Raw genomic sequence first — 22,746 nt, 5'->3', positions numbered from 1 at the left:
CGTCAGCTAACCGACGGAGGCACCCTATGGACCAGATCGCATTGACCCGCATTGCCGAGGCGCTGGAGCGGATGTCTCCGGCGCCTTTGGAGACGCCCGATTTCGATGCGGCCTCTGCCTTTGTCTGGCATGTGGGGCCGGAGCGGCTGGAGCCGGTGGAGAGCGTCAACCGGGTGGATCTGGAGCTGCTGGTGGGCATCAGCCGCGCGCGCGATACGCTCTTGGAGAACACCCGCCGGTTTGCGCAGGGGTTTGCGGCCAACAATGCGCTTTTGTGGGGTGCGCGGGGGATGGGGAAATCCAGCCTGGTCAAAGCGGTGCACGGCTCCTTGGTTGACGATCACCCGCAGCTGAAACTGGTGGAGCTGCAGCGCGAGGATCTGCCCTCGGTGGCGCGGCTTCTGAACCATCTGCGCGGCTCGGCGCACCGGTTCATCCTGTTCTGCGACGACCTGTCGTTCAGCCATGACGACCAGCATTACAAGAGCCTCAAGGCGGTCTTGGACGGCGGGATCGAGGGGCGGCCGGAGAATGTGGTGTTCTATGCCACCTCCAACCGCCGCCACCTGATGCCGCGGGACATGATCGAGAACGAACGCTCCAGCGCCATTAACCCGTCGGAAGCGGTGGAGGAGAAAGTGTCTCTGTCCGACCGGTTCGGGCTGTGGCTGGGCTTCCACCCCTGCGATCAGGATGAATACCTGGCGATGATCGAGGGCTATTGCGCGGCTTACGGCGTCGAGGTGGCGGCGGAGGATCTGCGCGCCGAAGCGGTTGAGTGGCAGGCGACCCGCGGCGCGCGTTCAGGCCGGGTGGCCTGGCAGTTCTTCACCGATCTGGCCGGGCGGCACGGGGTGGCGTTGCGCTGAAATAGCAGCGCCGCCTGGCCGGGCTGCAGGTGGTGGCAGGGGGGGGGGCGCTGCCCCCGCCGCCTGCGGCGGCTCCCCCGGAGTGTTTCTGACCAGAAAGAAGCCCGAAGCACGGCACTGGGCAGCCGGGCCTGCAATGAAGCCCGGGGACGGGCGGCGGCTGCGGCCAGGGTTCAGCCTGCCAGCTGCCTGCTGCCGCCGTCAGTTCAAGTAGCTCAGCGGGTCGATGCTTTCGAAGCCGTCGCGCACTTCGAAATGCACATAGGCGTCGTCGCCCTCGCGCAGGGAGGCGATGCGCTGGCCGCGCACCACGCTTTCGCCCTTTTTCACGGTGATATTGCCGACGTTCTGATAGACGGTCAGCAATTTCTGGCTGTGGCGGATCACCACGATCGGCACATTGTTGGAATCCTTGGTGATCGCGGCCACGGTGCCCGCCTCGGCGGCATTGACCGGCGCGCCGGGCGCCGCGGCGATGTCGATGCCGTCGTTGCGCCCCTTGGCGTAGGTTTTGATGATCTTGCCTTGCACCGGATAGGCCATTGCCGCGCTGCTGGCGCGGGTTGGTTCCGGCAGCTCCGGCTTGGGCAGGGTCTCAGCCGCGGGCTTGACGGCTGCAGGTTCCACCTTTTCCTCTGGCAGCGGCTGGCTGGCGCTGGGCGGCACCGGCGTTGCGGTGCCTTCGCCCGGTTCCGTCACCTCTGCCGCAGCGGCGGCCGGAGCCAGCTCTGCCGCCGGTTCCTCTTTCAGCGGGATCAGCAGGAACTGGCCTTCACGCACCGCAAAATCGCTGCCCAGCCCGTTCCATTCCGCCAGCGATTTCACCGGCACCTGGTAGAGCCGCGAGATGGTATAGGCGGTCTCGCCGCGCTTCACCTTGTGGCGCACCGGCTCCGGTCCGTCCTGCACCACCGCAGGTTTCGGCTTGGGCGCAGGCTGGATCGCGGTTGTGGTGACAGAGCCGGGATTCGGAGAGGTCAGCGGCGCGGTGTCGATGGCCTGGCCCGCCAGGGTGGCAATATCGACCGAACCCGGCGTGGCGGTGCCGGAACCCGGCAGGCTGTCAGGCGCCCGCCGCGGCAGCGCAAGAACTTCGCCCTGGCGCATCTTGTCGCCGGTCTCCATCCCGTTGAAGCGGGCGACCTCTTGCGGCGGCAAGCCGATGCGGGCGGCAACATCCGACACCGTATCGCCGCGCTGTGCCACGGCCACCTGGTAGGACGGGTAAGTGATCAGCCCGCGGCTGTCGGGGGAGGGGCGGCTGGATGTGGCCGACTGGGCCGCGCCGGCGGTGTTGAAGGCGCCCAGCTGGCCGCGCAGGTCATAATCCAGCGGGCCCTGGCAGGCGGCCAGCACCCCGGCCAGCGGCAGCAGGGCCAGCAGCCGGGCCCGGGGCAGGCTGAAGCGGGTCAGCCCGCGGGATGCGGTCCGGGCGGGGGGGGTCCGGGTCATCTTGCTCTCCTCAAAACACAGTTCCCCTTTTTCGCGGGGATTCTCTCGCGTCAATCACTATAGCCGATGCCGCCGGGGCGGCGGCTGAAATCCGCCGGTAACTTAGTCCCGGCTGGCGCGGATTTCAAATGCCAGCGGCAGGTTCGCAGGCAAGCGGCCCTAGCTGTCCTTGCCCAGCCCCTCCAGCAGCGGCACGAAACGCACCGGGCGCAGTTCGTCATAGTCGAGCCCGTCCTCTGTCTTGCGGACCCGGATCAGGGTTTGCACATGGTCGGACTGGCCCACCGGCAGCACCATGATGCCGCCCACCTTGAGCTGCGCCAGGAGCGGTCCGGGCGGGTCTTCGGCGGCCGCCGTCACGATGATGCGGTCAAAGGGGGCCTGCTCGGTCAGCCCGTGGCTGCCGTCGCCCACCAGCGAGGTCACATTGGCCAGCTGCAGCTGCTCAAACACCGCCCGCGCCTCGCGCACCAGGCGGGCGTGGCGGTCGATGGTATAGACCCGGCGCGCCAGTTTCGACAGGATCGCAGCCTGGTAGCCGGAGCCGGTGCCGATCTCCAGCACCGTGTCGCGCGGGTTGACCTGCAGCGCCTGGGTCATCATGCCCACCACCGAGGGCTGGGAAATGGTCTGTCCGCAGGCAATCGGCAGCGGCACGTCCTCATAGGCGCGTTCCGCGAAGATGCCGCGCACGAACAGCCCGCGGTCGATCTCTTCGACCGCTTCCAGCACCTTTTGGTCCGTGACCCCGCGCGAGCGCACGGAGTAGACGAACTGCATCTTGGTTTCCGGATCGGGTCCGCTCATACGCCGGAGCTTTCAATCGCCTTCAATGCCTCCATCGCGTCCCGCGCGGTCAGATCGGCGCGCATCGGGGTGACGGAGATATAGCCATCCAGGTTGACCGCCGCGTCGGAGCCGGGGGCGGTTTCCACATGCTGGTTGCCGCCGCGGATCCACAGGTAGCGGCGCCCGGTGGGCGACAGCTGCTCCTCAGCCGAAAAATGGCTGCCGCGGCGGAAACCCTGCGGCGCAACCCGCGCACCCTTCACATCCGCGGCCGGCACCGGCGGGAAGTTGATGTTGTAAAACAGCCGGTAGTCCTGGCCGTCCTGCGGCTGCGCCGCCAGGATCTTTTTAACCAGGGCAGCGCCATGCACGGCGGAGGCCTCGAACGGATTATCTGTCTCGCGGTTGGCGGGGCCGTAATACTGCGATAGCGCCATTGCCGGGATGCCCTGCAGCGCCGCCTCCATCGCGCCGCCGAGGGTGCCGGAATAGAGCGCGTTTTCGGCAGAGTTGTTACCGCGGTTCACCCCTGACAGCACCAGATCCGGTTTTTGATCATGCATCGCCACATGGATGCCCGCCAGCACGCAGTCGGCAGGGGAGCCTTCGGCGGCAAAGCGGCGCGCGCCCAGCTGGCTGAGCATGGTGGGGCGGGTGTAGCTGATGCAATGGCCGACGCCGGATTGCTCAAACGCGGGCGCCACAGTCCAGACCTCGCCGTCCGGGCCTGCGACCTCATGGGCGATGGTCTCCAGAACCTTCAGCCCTTCGGCGCTGATGCCGTCGTCATTGGTGATCAGAATGCGCATGAAAAGCCTGCCTGCCGTGGTCAACCGGGTTTTCGATTGAATAGGACCTGTACCGGAATGGGGCAAGGGTTTCGCAGCCAGAAGCAGCATCCGCGGCAAAGCGGGGCAGGGAGGCAACAGGCAGGGCGGCCCGGGTAAGGGGGCCCGGGTAAGGGGGGCAGTCTCCCGCGCCTATGGCCTGCATCAAAGATGCCGTCCATAGCCTTGGGCCGGGCGCCGCGCGGGGGCGCGGCGCGGCACTGTGCTGCGGCGGTCAGTCGGCCAGGATCAGCGGCAGCAGGCGTGCGGCCTCGTCCTGGATCGGGGTCAGCGCCTCGCGGTCCTCGCCCGGGTGGAAACGGGCGCGCAGGGCAGTGGCCATCGGCTGCGGCTCCAGGATCTTCACCTTGGGGCCGGTGCGCTCTGTCTCGGCCTGCCAGCTGCGGGCCAGCGCCATCTGCGCCGCCTTGGTGGCGCCGTAGGTGCCATAGAACTTCTCGCCCGCCTTCGGGTCCTCAAAGAACACCGCGCGGCCCGACTGGCCCAAGAGAGGCGCCACATAGGGGATCAGCACCGAGGTGGCGGTGGCATTGACCGCCACGGCCTTGGTCCAGTCCTTGGCCGCCACGGAGGGCGCCGGGCACAGGGCCGTGGCATGGATCGCCGTGTGCAGCCACAGGTCCAGCTTGCCCCAGCGGTCATGGATGCCGCGGCAGAGCGTTGCCATCGCCTCGGGCACGGTGATGTCCATCGGCGCCAGGGTGGCAGAGCCGCCCGCCGCCTTGATGCGGTCGTCCAGCTCTTCCAGCGCGCCGGTGGTGCGGGCGACGGCCACGATGTGATGGGTGGGCGCAAGCGCCTCGGCCAGGGCGTTGCCCAGGCCGCGCGATGCACCGGTGATGAGAGCGGTTTTGTCTGTCATGGCCGCCTTCTTGGGCCGCCCGCGCGGGCAGGTCAAGGGGTGGCGGGCCGGGCCAGGGATTTTCGGAAATCCCTGGCAAATTTCCTGGAAGAAATTTGCCGGGGCAGTGGCCCGGTCAGCTGCCGGGCATATCCAGGCGCCTGGTCTCGCCGCGCTGGTTCAGCACCAGGCCGCGGGCGTCGATTGCCACCACCTGTCCCTGCGACAGGCGGGTGCCGCGGGAGACCTTGCGGGTGCGGCCCGACGGCAGGCGGACCAGGGCTGTCATGCTGTCCTCGGGGCCGAACAGACCCAGCAGGCTGAGGTTGCTGCGGTTCACCGCATTGGTCTGTGTCGCAAGCCCCGCCACCTTGGCAGAGGTTTCGCCGCCGCTTTGTGTGTTTGCCATCGCGTCCGTTCCTCATAGATCCGGACGTATCTGGGGCGCTGCGGCAGAGGGATCAAGCCGCCCTGCCAAGCGGAGCCTGCAATCGGCGGGAAGCCGCGGATGGCTTCAACAGGGCCGGGTGTGCTGCCGCGCCGGCTCCCGCTCAGGCGTCGTAGACCAGCGATGGCAGGTCATGGCCATAGGCATAAAGCAGCTCCAGCAGTTCCTCCAGGTCCGCCCCGTCCTTTTGCAGCGGATAGAGCGGGTGGTTCTGCTCGGTTACCTTCAGCTCCGGATACTGGCCGCCGGTGCGCATTTCCAGCATGCAGCCCGCGGGCATAGGCATGTCCGGCGGGATCGCATTGGCCAACCAGGCCGGGCGGTCGCCCAGCTTATCTGTCTCGCGCATCTCAAAGAGGTCGAGATAAGCGTCAAAGTCATCGCGGCTGAGGCTGGCCCAGGTGCCCAGGATGAACTCCTCGCCGCGGCTGCCGTTCAAGGGAATTGCCAGCACCGCCCGGACAAAGCGCAGATCGCCCAGGCGGCAGAAATCCTCGGTCAGGATATCGCCGCGGGTGGCGAGGACGGCAGAGTTGTCCTCCACCTCCATATCCTCGGCGCAGATGTCGGGCCGGTCGCAGCTGAGGCTGAGCAATTGCGCGAACGTCGCGCCGCAGCAGCGGCACTGGCGCGGAGAGGTCAGCATGCGGGCAAGATGCGCGTCCAAGGGGCGGCCTTTCGTCAGGAGCATAGGAAAAGGCGCGGGCCGTCACGGCCAGCGCCTCCCCATGCAAAGTTCCGGGCCCTCATAGACGCATGCGGGCCAAAGTTCAAACCCCGTCTGCCGGGGCGGGCGCGGGCCTCAGCCGGTGGCCAGCTTGGAGGCATTCCAGGAGGCGCCGGGTGCCGGCATGTCCTGGATCTTGGCGCTGACCCGGCTGCTGTTTTCCAGCGCGTCCAGGTATTCGCCGGTGACACCGGTGATGTAGTTGCCGTCAAAGCAGGAGCAGTCGAAGCCCTGGATATCCGGGTTGCCTTCCTGGGCCGCCCAGATCAGGTCGTCGAGCTTTTGGTAGAACAGCGCATCAGCCCCCAGCTCCTCGCGGATTTCCTCGACGCTGAGGCCGTTTGCGATCAGCTCATGCTTGGTCGGCATGTCGATGCCATAGACGTTCGGGTAAACCACCGGCGGCGAGGCGGAGGCGATATAGACCTTCTTGGCGCCGGCCTCGCGGCACATTTGCACGATCTTCTTGATGGTGTTGCCGCGCACGATGGAATTGTCGATCAGCAGCACATTGCGGTCCTTGAATTCCAGCGGGATCGCGTTGAGCTTGCGGCGCACCGATTTCTGCCGCTCCGCCTGGCCCGGCATGATGAAGGTGCGGCCCACGTAGCGGTTCTTCACCAGCCCCTCGCGGTAGCGGATTCCGGTGGAGTTGGCGACTTCCAGCGCCACGGGACGGGCCGAATCGGGCACCGGGATGATGCTGTCGATTTCCAGGCCCGAGTCTTGGATCTGCTTGGCCAGCGCCTGGCCCATGCGCAGCTGGGTCTTGTAGACCGAAACGCCGTCCATCATCGAGTCCGGGCGCGCCAGGTAGACATATTCGAATATGCAGGGGGTCAGCTTGCCCTCGACCGCCTGGAAGGTGTGCATGTTGCCGTCCAGATCCACCAGGATGGCTTCGCCCGGTTTTACGTCGCGGATCTTTTCAAAGGCGTTGATGCCAAAGGCCACGTCCTCAGACGCAAAGCAGTAATCCTCACCGCCGCTTTCCGCCGCGCGCTTGCCGACCGACAGCGGCCGGATGCCGTGCGGGTCGCGGAAGGCCAGCATGCCGACACCGGCAATCATGCACAGCACCGAATAGGCGCCCTGCACCCGCTCCATGGTCATCTTGACGCCGGCAAAGATGTTGCGGATCGGCTCGGCGTTGCCATTGACCTTGATCGCATCTGCCACCTTGTCGGCCAGAACGTTCAGCAGGATTTCGGAATCGGAGGTGGTGCGCAGGTGGCGGCTGTATTTGCCGGTCACCTTCTCGCGCTGCTCGGCGGTGTTGGTGATGTTGCCGTTGTGGACCAGGTAGATGCCATAGGGCGCGTTCACAAAGAACGGCTGTGCCTCGGCGGCGCTCAGCGAGCCTGCGGTGGGGTAGCGCACATGGCCTATGCCGACCCGGCCGGTCAGGGTCTCAGCATCGGACGGTCCGAACACATCCTTGACCAGCCCGTTGGCCTTGCGCTCGCGGAAGAACTCGCCGGTGTAGGTCACGATGCCCGAGGCGTCCTGGCCGCGGTGCTGGAGCATTAGAAGCCCGTCATAAATCTCTGCAAAGACATCCGTGTCCCGGCTTGCGATCCCCAAAATCCCGCACATTGGCTGGCTCCAATCCCGATTAGTCCGATGGCTGATGGAAGCGGCTTGGCCGGCAGTCTAGCGCATTTCTCCGCGCTGGTGCCATTGCGGAGGCACCAAAGCAGCTGGCCGGCAAAACGTCCGGAGCCTGATGGCCGGTTGCAGCCCTGGTCCCCGGCGCGATGCGCATCAGGTCAGGTCCACAAGGGCAGGCGGGCAGCGTCTGCAGCAGCGGCAAGGCGGTGTGGCTCCGAATCCGTTTCCTGTTCGCGCCCTCACATAGAGGCTTTCTTGCCGTCTGTCATCAAAGGATCACATATCGCCGCTGCGCTGCGGCAACCGCCCCCCTGGCGCCACGCAAAAGGCCCGTGTGAACCACGGGCCCCGGACGGCGGCCTGCGCTGGCCGCCGACTGTTCCGGCTGTGCCGTTCAGCCGCCTGGCGCCTTGTAGGCACTGGCAATGCTGCCCGCCTTTTTCTGCATCGCCTCAAACTCGGCAGAGGTGAAAGCGCGCTGGGTTTTAAAGTTGCTGACCGCGCCGCTGGCGCCGGTAACAAGAAGCCCGGCAAGCAGGGCGGTCACATCGTCGATGGTCACGCTGATGGCAAAATCGCTGTCGCCTGTTGTCAGGTAATAGCTCTCCAGCGTGCCGCCTGCGGCTTCGACCACGGCGCGGGCGGCGGCTTCCCGGTCGCTCGGGCTTTCGATCATCGCCTTCATGGCGGCAGAGGTATAGCTTCCGGTCACAATAAATCTTGGCATCTTCAACACTCCCAGAACGCGGAGCAGCGGGCCGCCGGCGGGCAGGATGCCTGGCAGTCCGGCGCGCTCCCCCAAGTCCGGATCCTATCACATTTCCGTTAGAACTGCATGTGCGGCGCCCGGGCGGGGCATCAAAAGGAAAGGCCCGCACAAAGGCGGGCCCGAGGGGGGAGGAAGTCTTGGGGGGATTCTAGGATCAGGCCGCCAGGATGCGGTCCAGCAGGTTGTCCAGCGGGGACAGCGGCAGGCGGGCGTCTTCGTCCCCCATGCCGGTGCCGGCCAGGGCGCGGCCTTCGTCGCTGGCCAGAACCTGGCGGGTCTCAGACAGCGACAGCTGGTGAAAGGCAAAGTCGTCAGCGGTGTCGCTGGCAGGCAGCAGCATACCGCTTTCGGCCCAGACCAGCTCTTCCTCTGCGAATTCGAAATGAATGCGGCCCAGGCGCTCCGGCGCGGCGGCGCTAATCCCCTTGTAGCCGGCCAGGGCGATCAGCTTGGCGACGACAACCGGCAGGCCGAACAGGCGTTCCGCGGTCTCCATCTCCAGTGCCACTTTCTGGTCCGAGGGCAGCATCAGGTCGGTGTCATTGCCAAGCGCACCCGCCGGGATATGCATCAGCGTGGTCAGGCGCGGCACCGCGTGTTTCACCGCCTTCACCTCCTGGGCGCCGCCGTCAAAGGTGAACACCATGTCGCCGGGCTTGACGTCGCGGGCCTGCTTGAAGCCTTCCTCAGTCTCCACCAGCGTATCGGGCAGGAAGCCGCCGCTGCGGATACGGGCACGCTTGCGCGCCGGCTTCACGGACTGCGGCAGGGGGTTGGTCAGCAGCAGCACGTCAACCGGCAGGAAGTCGGCGAAATCTGTGGTGTGGTCCAGCTGCATTTTGGTGTCCCTTCTGAGCGTCTTCGTCCCGGCGTTTTGCCGTTGAAGCCATGTGGCCCCCGAATTGGGACCAAATTGGGGCAGGCTTGCGTCGCATTTCGGGATGAGGCGTTTTTTCGGGGACAAAAACTGCCTTTTTGGGGGTATTGTTAACCTTTTGCCGGTGCCGGCTGAGGATTTGTTAAGATTTGGCGCGATTTTTGAGACGCCCTGAAGGGTCCCTCGAATCCCGATTCTCGTTTGTTAACAAAGCGTTAACTTGAATTTGCGGTGTTAACCGCTGCAGCGCGCATCTTGTGGATAACTTTGTGAACGCATTGAAATCCAAGCAAAACGGGCGCCCGTGGGGCGCCCGCATACCTGTCTGATGGTGGTAATCCTTAGGAATTACTGGCCGCAAGCGCCGATCAGCGCCTCATATTGCTCAGTCACCCAGCCCAGGGCCTGCTCCGGATTGCGTTCCTCGATCTTGCCGGTCAGGCGTTCAAACACCCCGGCAGAGCGGCTTTCGTCAACAATGGTAAAGGACTGCCCGGTCATCACCACATCATAGAGGAAGAAGGCAATCGCAATCAGAAGAATGCCGCGCAGGACACCAAAGAAGAAGCCAGCGCCCTGATCCAGCCCGCCAAGCGCAGAGCGCTGCACCAGGGTGGAAAACAGCGGCGTGAAGAAGGAGACCACGATCAGCGCCAGCGCAAACACGGCGGCAAAGGCGGCGATGATCGACAATTCGCAGCTGTCGGCAATGAATTCGCCGATCACCGGGATCTCCGCCATCAGCGGCTCTACCTGCGGGGCAAAGATGAAGGCGAGCACGCCCGCGGCGATCCAGCCTGCAATCGCCATCGCCTCGCGCACGAAACCGCGCGAATAGGCCAAGAGCGCCGATACGACAATGACCAGGGCCACGACCCCGTCGATGATTGTGAAACCTTCCATGTCCCTCGCCCGTTTGCCTGCGATCTCAAATTTTTTGCGACTTTAACCGGCCCCGAAGAATTCGCCAACAAAACCTGCCAGATCGCCCGATTTTCGCAAGTTCAGGCCGTTTACGGATACGGTTTTGCTGCCGCCAGGGGCAATCGCCGCCGTGAAACCAAGTTTTTGCGCCTCTTTCAACCTGTTTTCGGTCTGCGGCGCAGGACGCAGCGCCCCGGATAGCGAAATTTCTCCGAAAACCACCGTATCGGCGGGCAGGGCGACGTCCTCCCGTGCACTCAGCAGCGCTGCGGCTACCGCCAGGTCGGCGGCAGGTTCGGAGATCTTCATGCCGCCTGCCACGTTCAGATAGACGTCGAGGCCGGCAAAGGGAATGCCGCAGCGTGCCTCCAATACTGCCAGGATCATCGCCAGCCGCGAAGAATCCCAGCCCACCACTGCCCGCCGGGGCTGTGAATGCGGCGAGGGCGCAATCAGCGCCTGCATCTCCACCAGCACCGGCCGGGTGCCTTCGATGCCCGCAAACACCACCGATCCCGGCGAGGGCTCGCCGCGTTCGGACAGGAACAGGGCCGAGGGGTTGATCACCTCGCTGAGGCCGCTGCCTGTCATTTCAAACACACCGATCTCATCCGCCGGGCCAAAGCGGTTCTTGACCGCGCGCAGGATGCGGAACTGGTGGCCGCGCTCACCCTCGAAATACAGCACCGTGTCGACCATATGCTCCACCACCCGCGGGCCTGCGATCTGGCCCTCCTTGGTGACATGGCCGACCATGATGATCGAAATCCCGTGCCGCTTGGCGAATGTGGTCAGCTCATGCGCGGCAGCGCGCACCTGGCTGACAGATCCCGGTGCGCTGTCCACATGATCCGCCCACATGGTCTGGATGGAATCGATAATCGCCAGCTGCGGCTTTTCCGCCTCCAGCGTGGTCAGGATGTCGCGCAGGTTGGTCTCGGCGGCCAGCTGCACCGGCGCATCCGCCAGCCCCAGCCGCTGCGCCCGCATCCGCACCTGGGCCGATGCTTCCTCGCCGCTGACATAGACTGTCTTGACGCCCGCCTGGGCAAACCGCGCCGCCGCCTGCAGCAGAAGCGTAGATTTGCCGATGCCCGGATCGCCGCCGACCAGGATGGCGGAAGCCGCAACCAGCCCGCCGCCCAGCACCCGGTCCAGCTCGCCCACCCCGCAGCAGGCGCGCGGCGGCGGGGTTTCCCGGGCGGACAGATCGGTCAGTTGGATGGTGCGGCCGCGCTTGACGCCCAGCGATTTCTTCGAGGGGCCGGAGGACAGCCCCTGATCCTCACTGATGGTGTTCCACTCGCCGCAGCCTTCGCAGCGGCCCGACCATTTCGAAAAGCTGGCTCCGCAGGCGGAGCAGGAGAAAGATGTTTTTGCCATGCCGGATCAGTGGCAGATGTTTCTGTTTTGTTCAAGGGGCTGCGGGTTCCGGACCGGCAGATGCGAGGCTCTGCCTCGCGCTCCGGGATATTTGGGGCCAGAAGAAGAGGAGGGGCTTCCTTCTTCTGGCTGGAAATATCCCGGGGGAGGCCCGTCAAGGCCTGGGGCAGAGCCCCCTGCTGCTGTCAGTCGGCGCGCCGCGGCGGCTGGATCGGCACCACGCTGCCGCCTTCGGGGCCGGACCCGTCCGGCTGACCCTGCAATTGCGCCGACAGTTCCGGCAGCAGTTCGAACAATTCGCCGCGCAGCCGGCCCAGGTGCGACTTGGCGATGCTTTCTTCGATCTCCACATCGCGGGTCCATTGGCGCAGTTCCTGCATGATGATCTGGGCATCCTCCAGCCGCGCCTTGAAGGTTTCCAGCTCCTCCTGCCGCTGCTGCAGGAACAGGCGGGCGCGGGCCACCTTGGCGTCGGAGTAGGTTTCTGCCAGTTCGTGGCTGACCTGGCTCATCTGCGCGGCCACCTCCAGCACCTCCGGCTCCAGCGCGGACAGGTCCGGGTGATCCCGCATGAAGGCGAGGCGTTCCTTCACCGCGTCAAACTCCGAGGCCAGGGTGAACACGCCCGCCCGGTCGCCGGCATGGGCCAGCTGATAGGCCCGCAGCACATCCTCCATCTGCAGCGAGAACCGCCGGTGCGAGGTTTCCAGCGCCATGATGCGCCCGTTGGCGGGCAGGAAGAACACCAGCATCAGCGCCAGTGCCGTCAGGGTTATCTGCGCCGCCATCCCGGCCTGCGGGTGGATCCCGGCGCCGATGCCGGCCTGCAGGCTGAGCCAGGGCCAGACCCCCGCCGCCGCCAGGCCGGTGGCCGCCAATGCAGCCAGCGCGCCGAAGCAGATCAGCAGAAACGTCAGCCGCATCAGCGCGGCCTGGGCGGTGAACAGGACAGATTGAAGGCCGGGCATGGCTCCCCCTCCAGCAGCAATACACACTGACGCCGGTCCGGCCTGGCAGAAGGGGGGAGGTCCTGCAGAAGGCACGGTCAGCCGGATCCGGGCGTCACATTTCTCCGGCCTTACGAAATGGAGCGGAAGGCGCCGGGATCAAGGGGTTCTGTTCCTGGCCCCGCGCTCTGTCAGCATTCCCAGCACGATGGAGGCCAGAATGCAGGCGGTGAACAGGTAAAGCCCCCAGGCGGTCTCGATGGTCGCCAGGCCAATGCCCTTGGCCAGGGTGATGTAAAGCGCGATCAGGAAGATATCGGCCATCGCCAGCTTGCCCAGCACATGCAGCACCTTCTGCACGCGGGTGTCCATCAGCTCCCATTGCACCAGTGCGGTGCCGATGGTCTTGAGGTAGGGGGCGAAGATCGCAAAGAAGGTGACAATCAGCGCCAGCACCGCGTCGCTGCCCCATAAGGACTGCAGCCCGGTGATCACCGAAATCTCGCTGAGACCGAAAATCGGCAGCAGCCCCGCCCGCATCAAGGGCGCAAACCAGGCGACGGGGTAGAGGATCAGCAGCGACAGGGTGAGGAGGCGGATCAACAATCTATTGCAGCTCGCTTCTTAGACGGGAGATGTTGCGCCGCATATACCACAGTCCAATGCAAGAAAATGACGCCCAAAAAACGACAGCCGGGTAGACAGCCCAGGCAGATTGCGGAAGTAAAACACTCCATACTGAAGAGCAGAGTTTAAAGAGCAGGATCACTGCAAACATGGCGCCCAAAAGCCGTGGAACAGCTTTCTTAAGGAATTTTCGACGCAGCAAAGGCGCATTAAGGCTAGGGCCTTTAGCGACCTCCACCCATGCGCTGACTGTGAATAGCAGTACAATAGCACCAAGTGCGCCTAAAATTATTTCCATGATTACCGCACCGCCTCGATCGGCCCCTCCGCGCGGCCGTGGATGAACTGCTCCATGTAAGGATCGCCCGACTGGTCCATCTCCGCCACAGGGCCGGTCCATTGGATGACGCCGCCGTGCAGCATCGCCACGTTGTCGGCAATGGCGCGGACCGAGGTCATGTCGTGGGTGATGGTCATGGCGGTGGCGCCCATCTCCACCACGATCTCGCGGATCAGGTCGTTGATGACGCCTGACATGATCGGGTCGAGGCCGGTGGTCGGCTCATCGAAAAAGATGATCTCCGGCTCGGCGGCGATGGCGCGGGCGAGGCCCACACGTTTCTGCATGCCGCCCGACAGTTCGGCAGGCAGGCGGTCGGCGACATTGGCTTTCAGACCCACCCGGCGCAATTTCTCGATGGCGATCTCACGGGCCTCATCGGCTGGCCGCTTCAGCGCGCCGCGCAAGAGGCGGAAGGCGACGTTCTGCCAGACCGGCAAGCTGTCAAACAGCGCACCGCCCTGGAACAGCATTCCGAAGCGCGCCAGGAATTTGTCGCGGTCGCCCGATCCGGCGGGTTTGCCATCGACAAAAATCTGGCCTGAGTCCGGCTGGATCAGGCCCAGGATGCTTTTCAGCGCCACCGATTTGCCGGTGCCGGAGCCGCCGATGATCACCATCGAGGTGCCCTTGGCGATCTCCAGGTTCATGCCGTTCAGCACGGCATTGTCGCCAAAGGCCTTGTGGACGTTTTCCATGCGGATCATAGCGAGAAGAACACCCCTGTGAGGACAAAGTTGGCGGCCAGGATCAGGACGGCTGCGGATTCGACCGATCCCTTGGTGGCGCGGCCCACGCCCTGGGCGCCGCGGCCCGACTGCATACCGTAATAGCAGCCCATCATCGCCGCGATGGTGCCAAAGGCTGCGCCCTTGGTCAGCGAGGAGATGATGTCGAGCGGCTCCAGGAAGTCGACCGTGTTTTTCAGATAGGCGGCGGCGTTGAAGCCGAGGTTCTGCACCGCCACGGTATAGCCGCCCATGATGCCGATGATATCGCCGACTCCGACCAGCACCGGCACCGTGATCAGCGCCGCCAGCACCCGCGGCGCGACCAGGTATTTCATCGGATGGGTGGACAATGTGACCAGCGCGTCGATCTGCTCTGTCACCTTCATGGTGGCGATTTCAGCGGCGATGGAGGAGGTCACCCGCGCCGCGATCATCAGCCCGACCAGTACCGGGCCAAGTTCCCGCACCATGCCGATGGCGACGATTTGCGGCACCACGGCCTCAGCGTTGAAACGGGCGCCGCCGGCATAGATCTGCAGCGCCAGCGCGCCGCCGGTGAAAATCGCGGTGAGGCCGACGACGGGCAGCGACAGCCAGCCGACGTTCAGCAGCGCCTGAAAGAACTCGCGCGGGTAATAGGGCGGGCGGATCATGTGGCTGAAGGCGCCAAGCGCAAACAGCGCCGCGCGCCCCACAGCAGCCAGCCCGGCCAGGGCCGTGCGGCCCAGCCGGGCCAGGAGGGTAATGGGGTTCATCCCTGATATGTCCGTGCGTAGCGGTGTCCGGTGGAGGTCAGGATCTCATAGCCGATGGTGCCCGCCGCCTCGGCCAGCATGTCGACGGTCTGGCGCTCGTTCAGGATCGCCAGCACATCCGGCACCTCCGCCAGATCCGTGACGTCCACGGTGATCAGATCCATTGAGACCCGGCCCACGATAGGGCAGGGGGTATCGCCGGCAAAGACGTGAATGCCGCCCTGGCCGATCGCGCGGTGCAACCCGTCGGCATAGCCGGCCGCAACGGTTGCGATCCGGCTGGGGCGCTGGGCGGTCCAGGCGTTGCCGTAACCGGCGGTCTCGCCCGGCTCCAGGTCGCGCACCTGAATGACCGGCAGGTCCAGCTGCACCACCGGCACCGCGTCCGAGAACGGCAGCCCGCCATAAAGGCCAACGCCCGGGCGGCAGAGGTCAAAGTGATACTCCTTGCCCAGGAGCATACCACCGGTGGCCGCCAGCGAACGCGGCACCTCCAGCCCGTCCGTCATCTCGCGGAAGGCCTTCAGCTGCTGCGCATTCATCGGATGCGCGGGCTCATCGGCACAGGCCAGATGCGACATCAACAGCACCGGGTTCTGGCCCAGGGCGATTTCCGCCACCGCGGCCCATTCGCCATGCTCCATCCCCAGCCGGTTCATGCCGCTGTCCAGCTGCACCCCGAACGGGTGGCCCGGCAGGGTCTCAAAGTGGCGCAGCATCTGATCCAGCGAGTTCAGCATCGGCGTCAGCTGGAAGTCCTTGAGCAGCTTGGTGTCGCCCTCCATATGGCCGGAAAACACCGAGATGCCGGGACCGGGCCCCAGCGCACGGCGCAGCGCGCCGCCTTCCTCGGCCGCCGCCACAAAGAAGTTGCGCGCGCCCGCCTTCGCCAATGCGGTTCCCACCCGGCCTGCATCCAGGCCGTACCCGTTCGCCTTGACCACTGCGGCAGTCTCGCAAGCAGTCAGCGCATCCAGATTCCGCCAGTTGGTGACCAGCGCATCCAGGTTGATTTTCAGTTTTGCCGTGCTCATGCCCCGTTCATGACATGCAGGCGGCAGGGGTCAAGTGGAATTCACGCCGTCCTCTGCCGCCTGATGCACCTCATAGGCCGCTTCCAGCTCTCCGCGCAGGAAATCGGCGAATTTGACCGGCGGGAACCGCGCTTCGCCGGTGCCGGGCAGGGGGGCGATCACGGTGTCCACATGCGGGTCAAAGAAAAACGGGATCGAAAACCGCTCGCGCCCGGAGCGGTTGATCACCCGGTGCGGCGTGGACAAGAGCCGCCCGTTGCTCATCCGGTGCAGCATGTCGCCGACATTCACCACCAAGGTGCCGGGCCGGAAGGGCGCATCCACCCAATGGCCCGCCGGCGTGCGCACCTGCAGCCCGCCCACCTGGTCCTGCGCCAGCAGGGTCAGGCAGCCGAAATCCGTGTGCGGCGCCGACCCGTACAGATCCTCCGGACTGCGCTTGGGCTGGGGCGGATAGTGCAGCAGCCGCAGCCAGATCGTGGGGGTGGCAAAGGCGTTCATTATGCTGTGATCAGCCGCACCCGCTGCCAGCAGGGCAATCCGCATCAGGCGGCGTCCCAAGGCGCTCATGGCTTCGGCGTACCGTTCCAGCACCCCGCGGAACCCGTCCAGCTCCGGCCATTGGTTCGGCCCGCTCAGATACACCGCAGGATCGGCCGCCTGATCCTCGCGCATCATCATGAAACTGGCGGACTGGTTGGGTTTGGTCACCTCCGCCAGGGTGGAATTCACATCTGTCGAGGTGTTAATCGGAATGTAGCCGCGGTGGGTCTTGTTGACCGCCACCGCCATCTTTTTCTCCAAGGGCAGCGCATGAAACCGCCGCGCCGCGTCGAACATCGCATCAATCAGCGTCTGCGGGATGCCATGATCGCTGATATAGCCAAAGCCGGTGGAGCCATAGGCCGCCAGGAAATCCTGCGCCAACTCTGCATCGCTGCGCCCGCCCAGTGCGATCACCGGGATGTCTGAAAATTCTGTCAAGGGAGTGCCTTTCGCCTTTGAGGTTGGGACAGGGGTGAAATCACCCCTCGCTACCCCGCAAAGCGTTTCCGGCGGTGGCCATAATGCCGCTCCAGATGGACCCGGCGGCGGCCGTACGATGACTGCAGTTCCATGCGCCCAGAGGGCAGGGTCCGCTGGCGCCTGTCAAGGCATTGTGCTGCGCCGGACGTCCTGAAATGGAAAAAGGCCGGGACGTCCCGGCCTTGGTTTCAATATTCTTGCTGTTCCTGCTGCCAGGCCTTCGCCAGATTGCCGAAGCGGGTGAACTGCGCCTCGAACGACAGCTCTACCGTGCCGATGGGGCCGTGACGCTGCTTGCCGACGATCACCTCGGCCTTGGCGTGCAGCCGCTCCATCGCCTGCTTCCACTCTTCCATCTTCTCCAGCTCGTGGTCGCCGGGCTTTTCCCGCTCCTTATAGTATTCCTCACGGAACACGAACATCACCACGTCGGCGTCCTGTTCGATCGAGCCCGATTCCCGAAGGTCCGACAGCTGCGGCCGTTTATCCTCGCGGCTTTCCACCTGGCGCGACAGCTGCGACAGGGCGATCACCGGGATGTTCAATTCCTTGGCAACCGCCTTCATCCCCATCGAAATCTCGGCGATCTCGTTCACCCGGTTGTCCGACATGCCGCGGCAAAGCTGCAGATAGTCGACCACCAGAAGGTCCAGCCCATGGGTCCGTTTCAGGCGGCGGGCGCGGGCGGCCAGCTGCGAGATCGGAATAGCGGGCGTGTCGTCAATGAACAGCGGGCAGCTTTCCAGATCCTTCGCCGCCTGCACAAAGCGGCGGAACTCGCCCTCTGTCATGTCGCCCTGGCGGATCTTGTGCGAGGAAATTTCCGACGCTTCTGCCAGAATACGGCCCGCCAGCTGCTCGGCGCTCATCTCGAGGCTGAAGAACCCCACCACGCCGCCGTCCACGGCGCCCTCGCTGCCATCGGGTTTCACCCCGCGCTTGTACGCCTTGGCAACGTTAAAGGCGATGTTGGTCGCCAGCGAGGTTTTACCCATAGAGGGGCGGCCTGCGAGGATAAGAAGGTCCGAGGGATGCAGGCCGCCAAGTTGTTTGTCGAGGTCCATCAGGCCCGTCGAGATGCCGGCCATGCCGCCACCGCGCTGATACGCCTCGTTGGTCACATTGACCGCTTCTGTGACGGCCTTGAGGAACGATTTGAAACCGCTTTCCGTCTGGCCCTGCTCTGCCAGCTGGTAAAGCGACTGCTCTGCCTCAACAATCTGCTCTTTTGGTTCCGACGCCACATCCACGCGGCGTGCCTTATCTGCAATGCTCTGGCCCAGGGCGATCAGCTCGCGCCGGATCGCCAGGTCATAGATCATCTGCGCGTAGTCCCGCACCGCAAAGGCGGAGATCGACGCGCCTGCAAGCTTGGCCAGATAGGCCGGCCCGCCCAGTTCCTTCAGCCCCTCGTGGTCCTCCAGAAACGCCTTCAGAGTCACCGGCGAGGCCAGGGCGTTCTTGGAAATCCGCGCCGCCGCAACCTCATAGATCCGGGCATGGACCGGATCGTAGAAATGCGACGAGTCGATGATCAGCGCGATCTTGTCGTAGACCTCGTTGTTGGTCAGGATCGCGCCCAGCAGCTGCTGCTCTGCCTCCACCGAATGCGGCAGCTCGTTGTCCGGCATTGCTTGCTCTGCTTGCGCAGGTTCCGGCATCGGGGCGGGCGGCGGCATATCGCCGTCAAAAGGGGTAATCTCGTTCATCACTGCTCTCGTTACTCGGCCTGCTTATACGGCGCGCCGGGCGTTTCTCAAATCTGGGAATCTCTGTGGATGCCCTGTGGATAACCGCGCGAGCTTTGTGGGGTGTTTACCATAAAAGGCCAGCAAACCTGTCCTATTCAGGCTATATGATGCGGTGCTCTGTGGGAAGACCCCAAGATTTGCACGGCATCCAAGGCGCGATATGATTCGGATCGGGCTTTTCCACAGCCTGCGCGGTAACGCTTTCCGTTGCGTAAGGCGGAAAGCCGCGTGCCCGCTGCCGGCCGCGGCATGGCGGGCAATCCGCCCGCCGTCCCAAGCCCTTGATCCGCCTCAGGCTTTATGCGCCTCCTGCCAGGCGCGCGGGTCTTTCAGGAATTTCTCCACCTCGGCCAGCGTCTCCTCGCTGAAGCTCTTCTGCGCCTTGGCCTCGGCCAGGACATCCCACCAGGTGCACAGGTAATGCAGTTTAACCCCGTGGTCGCCCAGGCGTTTGGTGGTTTCGGGGAAGATGTCGTAGTAGAAAATCACCGCGGTATGGCCGCAAGAGGCACCAGTTTCGCGGATCGCATCGACAAAGGACAGTTTGGAGCCGCCGTCAGTGGTCATGTCCTCCACCAGCAGCACCCGCTGATCCTCGGTCATCACCCCTTCGATGCGGGCATTGCGGCCATAGCCCTTGGGCTTCTTGCGCACATAGGTCATCGGCAGCGCCATGCGTTCAGCCACCAGTGCGCCGAACGGGATACCGGCGGTTTCGCCGCCTGCAATATTGTCAAACGCCTCGAAACCGGCGTTGCGCATCACGGTCACGGTGAGGAAATCCATCAGCGTGGTGCGGATGCGCGGAAAGGAGATCAGCTTGCGGCAGTCGATATAGCTGGGCGAGGGCAGGCCGGAGGCCAGCGTATAAGGCTCATCCGTGTTAAAGTTCACCGCGCCGATTTCCAGCAGCATCCGGGCCGACAGGCGGGCGATTTCTTCTTTGGACGGATAGGAGGTGGGGATCATGGCGGCAGGCATCCTTTGCGGCAGCGGTTTTGCAGTCCTTAAACCGGAATGCTGCCGGTTTGAAGCCCCAGCCGGGGCCGCGCGCAAACGCTGCCCCGGCTGTTCAGGATCAGGCGAGTTCCCAGGGGACGTCGTGCCATACGACATCGGGGCAGGGGTCCATTAGGTAGTCGGAGGTTATCACGAGTTCATCCTCCATCTCAGGTGCTGGGTAATCCTCGCAGTGCGCCGGCTCATCTTCCGCTTCAGCCGCAGCGGGCTGCTCGGAGGCATATTCGCCTGGCTCCCGCTCGATCACTTCGGGAACAAACCAATCTTCGCCATCCGGAGAGACGGGTATCATAGGCAGTTCAAAAATGAAGTCAGTTCCGTCCAGATCCGCCAAATCCACGTTTTCCAGTGTAATGCTGCTGCCGGCCCCGTCCTCGATGATGACGTTGGCGCCATCTTCCCGAATGTGGTTTTCCAGCAGATCGGTCATATCCTCGATGCTGGACACCGTACTGAGATCAATCTTCTCGCCGCTGCTGGAGGCATCGAAATCGGTGATGGTGTCGTTGCCAAAGCTGCCGAACCCGTCCCAGAACACAAACAGATCATCGTCGGCTCCGCCTGTCAGCAGGTCATCGCCAAGCCCGCCGTCCAGCGTGTCCTGTCCTAGCCCGCCATCCAGGGTATCGCTGCCGATGTCCTCCAGGATCATGTCATGGGTCGGTGCGGCAACGATGAGGGAAAAGGGGGACAGAAAACGGTTCTGAGTAAAGCTCCCGCCGCTCAAGTAGTCATCACCATCGCCGCCAGAGAGGGCATCATCACCCGCACCGCCGGACAAGGTGTCATTGCCCCGGCCGCCAAAATTTACGTCATCGCCACGCCCGCCGGACAGAGAGTTATCGCCGGTTCCGCCCCTCAGGGTGTCATCGCCGTGGCCGCCGGACAGAACGTCATCACCAGCTCCACCCCTCAGGGTGTCATTGCCGTGGCCCCCAAATAGAATGTCATCACCGGCTCCGCCCTTCAGGGCGTCATTGCCGCGGCCTCCGGACAGGGTGTCAGATCCTGTGCGGCCAAGCAGGGTGTCCTCCCCGTCACCGCCCTTCAGGATGTCTCTGCCGCCGCCTCCAGCCAGATAGTCATTGTCTGCGCCGCCCCGCAGAATGTCGTTGCCATTGCCGCCAAACAGAAGATCGCGGCCTTCCTGCCCCAGCAGCGTGTCCCGGTGATTGCCCCCTTTGAGGAGATCATCACCGTGGCCGCCTTCGATCCTGTCATTGCCCTCTCCGCCTTTCAGCCTGTCAGCCTGATCAGTCCCGGTCAGGATATCGTTTTCGCTGACGCCGGCCGCGTTCAGATCCCAATCCAGCGTCTGGCCGGTCTGCAGGCCGGCGGTAACAGGCTCAATACTGGTGATGGAGGCTGTAAATTCCGCGTAGTCGGCATAGCTTTCCACCTGCGGCAGGGGATCGCCGCTCAGCAGGTAATAGCTGACGTCGCTGTGGCTCACTGCCCAGGTGCTGTCCACCTTCAGGACAACCGCGGTTCCGCCCGGCCAGGTGATCTCCGACAGCGTATGCCGGTAAAGGCTGATCATATCCTCCGGCAGCAGGTGCGGCGCATAAGGCAGGCCGTGCATCTGGGTGTCGGGGGTAAAGCGCACCTCGCCGTTTGGCAGAACCTCCAGCGGCGAATAGGTGAAGGGCCTGCCATCCGGCACCACCAGCCGGATTTCCGCGCCTGTAACCGTGTAAAAACTGTCAGGCGCGACGGAGGGGCCGTTGTCCCGAACAGTAAAGCCCGAAAGCACGTAAGTGGTCATGAAATCGATCCTAAATTATGCGTAGCCAGAATTTGCCTATGGAGTTGCTACTTTATGAAAAATCACCTGAAAAGTGTGGATATCCAGAAACTGGCAAAAGCCCTCAATGAAAATAGCCCGCGCAGTTGCACGGGCTGTTCGTTTCCAAAGTGTGATTGCAATCAGAACAGGAAATCATTGGCTGACAGATCGGCAATGCCGACCCCGTCCAGGGTGATCGTGTTGCGGCCAGCGCCGCTGATCACCGCATCCCCGTCGCCGTTCTCGGACAGGTGATTGTTTTTCAAGTCGCGGAAAGAGGTGATCTGCTCGATCTGGCGGAGGTCGATCTTTTCGCGGCGGCCGGAGGTCTGGAAATCAGCGACCGTGTCGTCTCCGAAACTGCCCTTGAAGATAAACCGGTCCGCGCCGCTTCCGCCGGTCAGCATGTCGTCGCCCCGGCCGCCGTTCAGCTTGTCCCCTTTGGCGCCGCCGCTCAGATCGTCATTGCCCTGGCCGCCGTCCAGCCTGTCCTTGCCGCCGCCGCCGGCCAGGGTGTCGCCGCCGCCGTTGCCCGCGATTTTGTCCTTGCCTGCACCGCCATTGAAACTGTCCGCCTCAGAGGTGCCGCTATAGACGTCGCGCTGGGTAATCGAATGGTCGTTGAAACTGGACCAGGGGATTTGCATCCCGGGACCCATGGCGCCTTGCGGGACGGCAAAACTGTAAGAGCTTGCGCTGCCGGAAAATACATCTTCCCAGGCCTCCAGCCAGGCATCAGGCGCAACCTCCGGCCCGTCCAGGACAAAATAGCTGTCGGTGGAGATGTTGCCTGAATCGCTGAACCACCCGAATACCGTGGAGGTGCCTTGCGGGGTGGTCAATTCGGTTGCGAAATACTCATAACCGGGGAGAGTGTGCAATGTCGTTCCCCCCGTCTGAAACTGCACGATATTGCTGTCGATCCTGATGAACTCCAGCCCTTCGACCTCCATGTCGTTTCCGATAACGGAGTAGGAGAACGCCGAAGCGCCGCCGTTTGTCAAAATCTTGGCTGAAATCTCAGAGATGGATGTGTTTTCAAAGATGCCATCGCTTTCGTCGTAAACGATGTGATGGCCCCTGATTGTAATCGTGGTCATGATGAATTCCTGCTGGGATCAATTGGTTTGTCAGAGCGCCTTGGCTGCAATGGCATTCCAATTGGCGCTGGCGCAGAATAGCGGCCGCACC

General features: G+C 63.9%; 22 protein-coding genes. 1 reads left to right on the top strand and 21 read right to left on the bottom strand.

Annotation, left to right across the window (positions count from 1 at the left end; translation table 11 throughout):
* Positions 1 to 26 precede the first annotated feature (26 nt).
* The gene (locus ACXAEK_RS18170) at positions 27 to 869 is read left to right on the top strand and encodes an ATP-binding protein (RefSeq protein ID WP_475044018.1); all 843 of its coding nucleotides are present in this window, start codon (positions 27 to 29) and stop codon (positions 867 to 869) included.
* Between the two features lie 201 nt (positions 870 to 1,070).
* Here the strand turns inward: ACXAEK_RS18170 and ACXAEK_RS18165 are convergent, their stop codons facing one another.
* The 21 genes from ACXAEK_RS18165 to ACXAEK_RS18065 form a co-directional block, all read right to left on the bottom strand.
* Entirely contained in the window at positions 1,071 to 2,321 is a 1,251-nt protein-coding gene (locus tag ACXAEK_RS18165; protein WP_475044016.1) for a peptidoglycan DD-metalloendopeptidase family protein, read from the bottom strand.
* A gap of 159 nt (positions 2,322 to 2,480) precedes the next feature.
* Positions 2,481 to 3,128, bottom strand: a complete 648-nt coding sequence (locus ACXAEK_RS18160; protein WP_475044014.1) for a protein-L-isoaspartate(D-aspartate) O-methyltransferase — start codon at positions 3,126 to 3,128, stop codon at positions 2,481 to 2,483.
* Positions 3,125 to 3,919, bottom strand: coding sequence for a 5'/3'-nucleotidase SurE (surE, locus tag ACXAEK_RS18155; RefSeq protein WP_475044013.1), 795 nt, complete (start codon positions 3,917 to 3,919; stop codon positions 3,125 to 3,127). The genes ACXAEK_RS18160 and surE overlap by 4 nt, the downstream gene beginning before the upstream one ends.
* 253 nt (positions 3,920 to 4,172) lie before the next feature.
* Complete coding sequence (locus ACXAEK_RS18150; RefSeq protein WP_475044011.1) at positions 4,173 to 4,820, bottom strand: SDR family NAD(P)-dependent oxidoreductase; 648 nt, start codon at positions 4,818 to 4,820, stop codon at positions 4,173 to 4,175.
* 115 nt (positions 4,821 to 4,935) lie between these two features.
* Complete coding sequence (locus ACXAEK_RS18145) at positions 4,936 to 5,208, bottom strand: hypothetical protein (protein ID WP_475044009.1); 273 nt, start codon at positions 5,206 to 5,208, stop codon at positions 4,936 to 4,938.
* Between the two features lie 142 nt (positions 5,209 to 5,350).
* Positions 5,351 to 5,938 (bottom strand): DUF2199 domain-containing protein, encoded by a 588-nt coding sequence (locus tag ACXAEK_RS18140; RefSeq protein ID WP_475044007.1) that lies wholly within the window; start codon positions 5,936 to 5,938, stop codon positions 5,351 to 5,353.
* 111 nt (positions 5,939 to 6,049) lie between these two features.
* Positions 6,050 to 7,570 carry an amidophosphoribosyltransferase gene (purF, locus tag ACXAEK_RS18135; protein WP_475044006.1) on the bottom strand — a complete coding sequence of 507 codons (1,521 nt, stop codon included), beginning with the start codon at positions 7,568 to 7,570 and terminating at the stop codon, positions 6,050 to 6,052.
* Positions 7,571 to 7,979: 409 nt separating this feature from the next.
* Positions 7,980 to 8,312: a GYD domain-containing protein gene (locus ACXAEK_RS18130; RefSeq protein WP_475044004.1), complete on the bottom strand. Its 333-nt coding sequence runs from the start codon at positions 8,310 to 8,312 to the stop codon at positions 7,980 to 7,982.
* Positions 8,313 to 8,508: 196 nt separating this feature from the next.
* Positions 8,509 to 9,192: a Hint domain-containing protein gene (locus tag ACXAEK_RS18125; RefSeq protein WP_475044002.1), complete on the bottom strand. Its 684-nt coding sequence runs from the start codon at positions 9,190 to 9,192 to the stop codon at positions 8,509 to 8,511.
* Between the two features lie 387 nt (positions 9,193 to 9,579).
* Positions 9,580 to 10,134: a CvpA family protein gene (locus ACXAEK_RS18120; protein ID WP_475044000.1), complete on the bottom strand. Its 555-nt coding sequence runs from the start codon at positions 10,132 to 10,134 to the stop codon at positions 9,580 to 9,582.
* A 42-nt stretch (positions 10,135 to 10,176) separates the two neighbouring features.
* Positions 10,177 to 11,538, bottom strand: coding sequence for a DNA repair protein RadA (radA, locus tag ACXAEK_RS18115; protein ID WP_475043998.1), 1,362 nt, complete (start codon positions 11,536 to 11,538; stop codon positions 10,177 to 10,179).
* A gap of 185 nt (positions 11,539 to 11,723) precedes the next feature.
* Complete coding sequence (locus ACXAEK_RS18110) at positions 11,724 to 12,506, bottom strand: DNA repair protein (RefSeq protein WP_475043996.1); 783 nt, start codon at positions 12,504 to 12,506, stop codon at positions 11,724 to 11,726.
* Positions 12,507 to 12,644: 138 nt separating this feature from the next.
* Positions 12,645 to 13,091: a paraquat-inducible protein A gene (locus ACXAEK_RS18105; RefSeq protein WP_475043994.1), complete on the bottom strand. Its 447-nt coding sequence runs from the start codon at positions 13,089 to 13,091 to the stop codon at positions 12,645 to 12,647.
* Positions 13,092 to 13,412: 321 nt separating this feature from the next.
* On the bottom strand, positions 13,413 to 14,159 hold the full coding sequence (locus ACXAEK_RS18100; RefSeq protein WP_475043992.1) for an ABC transporter ATP-binding protein: 747 nt from the start codon (positions 14,157 to 14,159) through the stop codon (positions 13,413 to 13,415).
* Positions 14,156 to 14,938 (bottom strand): MlaE family ABC transporter permease, encoded by a 783-nt coding sequence (locus tag ACXAEK_RS18095; protein ID WP_475043990.1) that lies wholly within the window; start codon positions 14,936 to 14,938, stop codon positions 14,156 to 14,158. The genes ACXAEK_RS18100 and ACXAEK_RS18095 overlap by 4 nt, the downstream gene beginning before the upstream one ends.
* Positions 14,935 to 15,972, bottom strand: coding sequence for an alanine racemase (gene alr / locus ACXAEK_RS18090; protein WP_475043988.1), 1,038 nt, complete (start codon positions 15,970 to 15,972; stop codon positions 14,935 to 14,937). The genes ACXAEK_RS18095 and alr overlap by 4 nt, the downstream gene beginning before the upstream one ends.
* Before the next feature lie 30 nt (positions 15,973 to 16,002).
* Positions 16,003 to 16,956, bottom strand: a complete 954-nt coding sequence (locus tag ACXAEK_RS18085; protein ID WP_475043986.1) for an isopenicillin N synthase family dioxygenase — start codon at positions 16,954 to 16,956, stop codon at positions 16,003 to 16,005.
* Positions 16,957 to 17,186: 230 nt separating this feature from the next.
* On the bottom strand, positions 17,187 to 18,707 hold the full coding sequence (locus ACXAEK_RS18080; protein ID WP_475043984.1) for a replicative DNA helicase: 1,521 nt from the start codon (positions 18,705 to 18,707) through the stop codon (positions 17,187 to 17,189).
* A 333-nt stretch (positions 18,708 to 19,040) separates the two neighbouring features.
* A complete protein-coding gene (locus ACXAEK_RS18075; RefSeq protein WP_475043982.1) occupies positions 19,041 to 19,718 on the bottom strand; it encodes an orotate phosphoribosyltransferase in 678 nt (225 codons plus the stop codon).
* A 109-nt stretch (positions 19,719 to 19,827) separates the two neighbouring features.
* Positions 19,828 to 21,534, bottom strand: coding sequence for a calcium-binding protein (locus ACXAEK_RS18070; RefSeq protein WP_475043981.1), 1,707 nt, complete (start codon positions 21,532 to 21,534; stop codon positions 19,828 to 19,830).
* Positions 21,535 to 21,695: 161 nt separating this feature from the next.
* Positions 21,696 to 22,655, bottom strand: coding sequence for a calcium-binding protein (locus tag ACXAEK_RS18065; RefSeq protein ID WP_475043979.1), 960 nt, complete (start codon positions 22,653 to 22,655; stop codon positions 21,696 to 21,698).
* Between the last annotated feature and the right edge of the window lie 91 nt (positions 22,656 to 22,746).

This window comes from Leisingera sp. ABM4_101 (genome assembly GCF_056158725.1).
The sequence above is the reverse complement of the archived record's forward strand: the minus strand, read 5'-3'. Positions and strand labels throughout refer to the sequence as shown.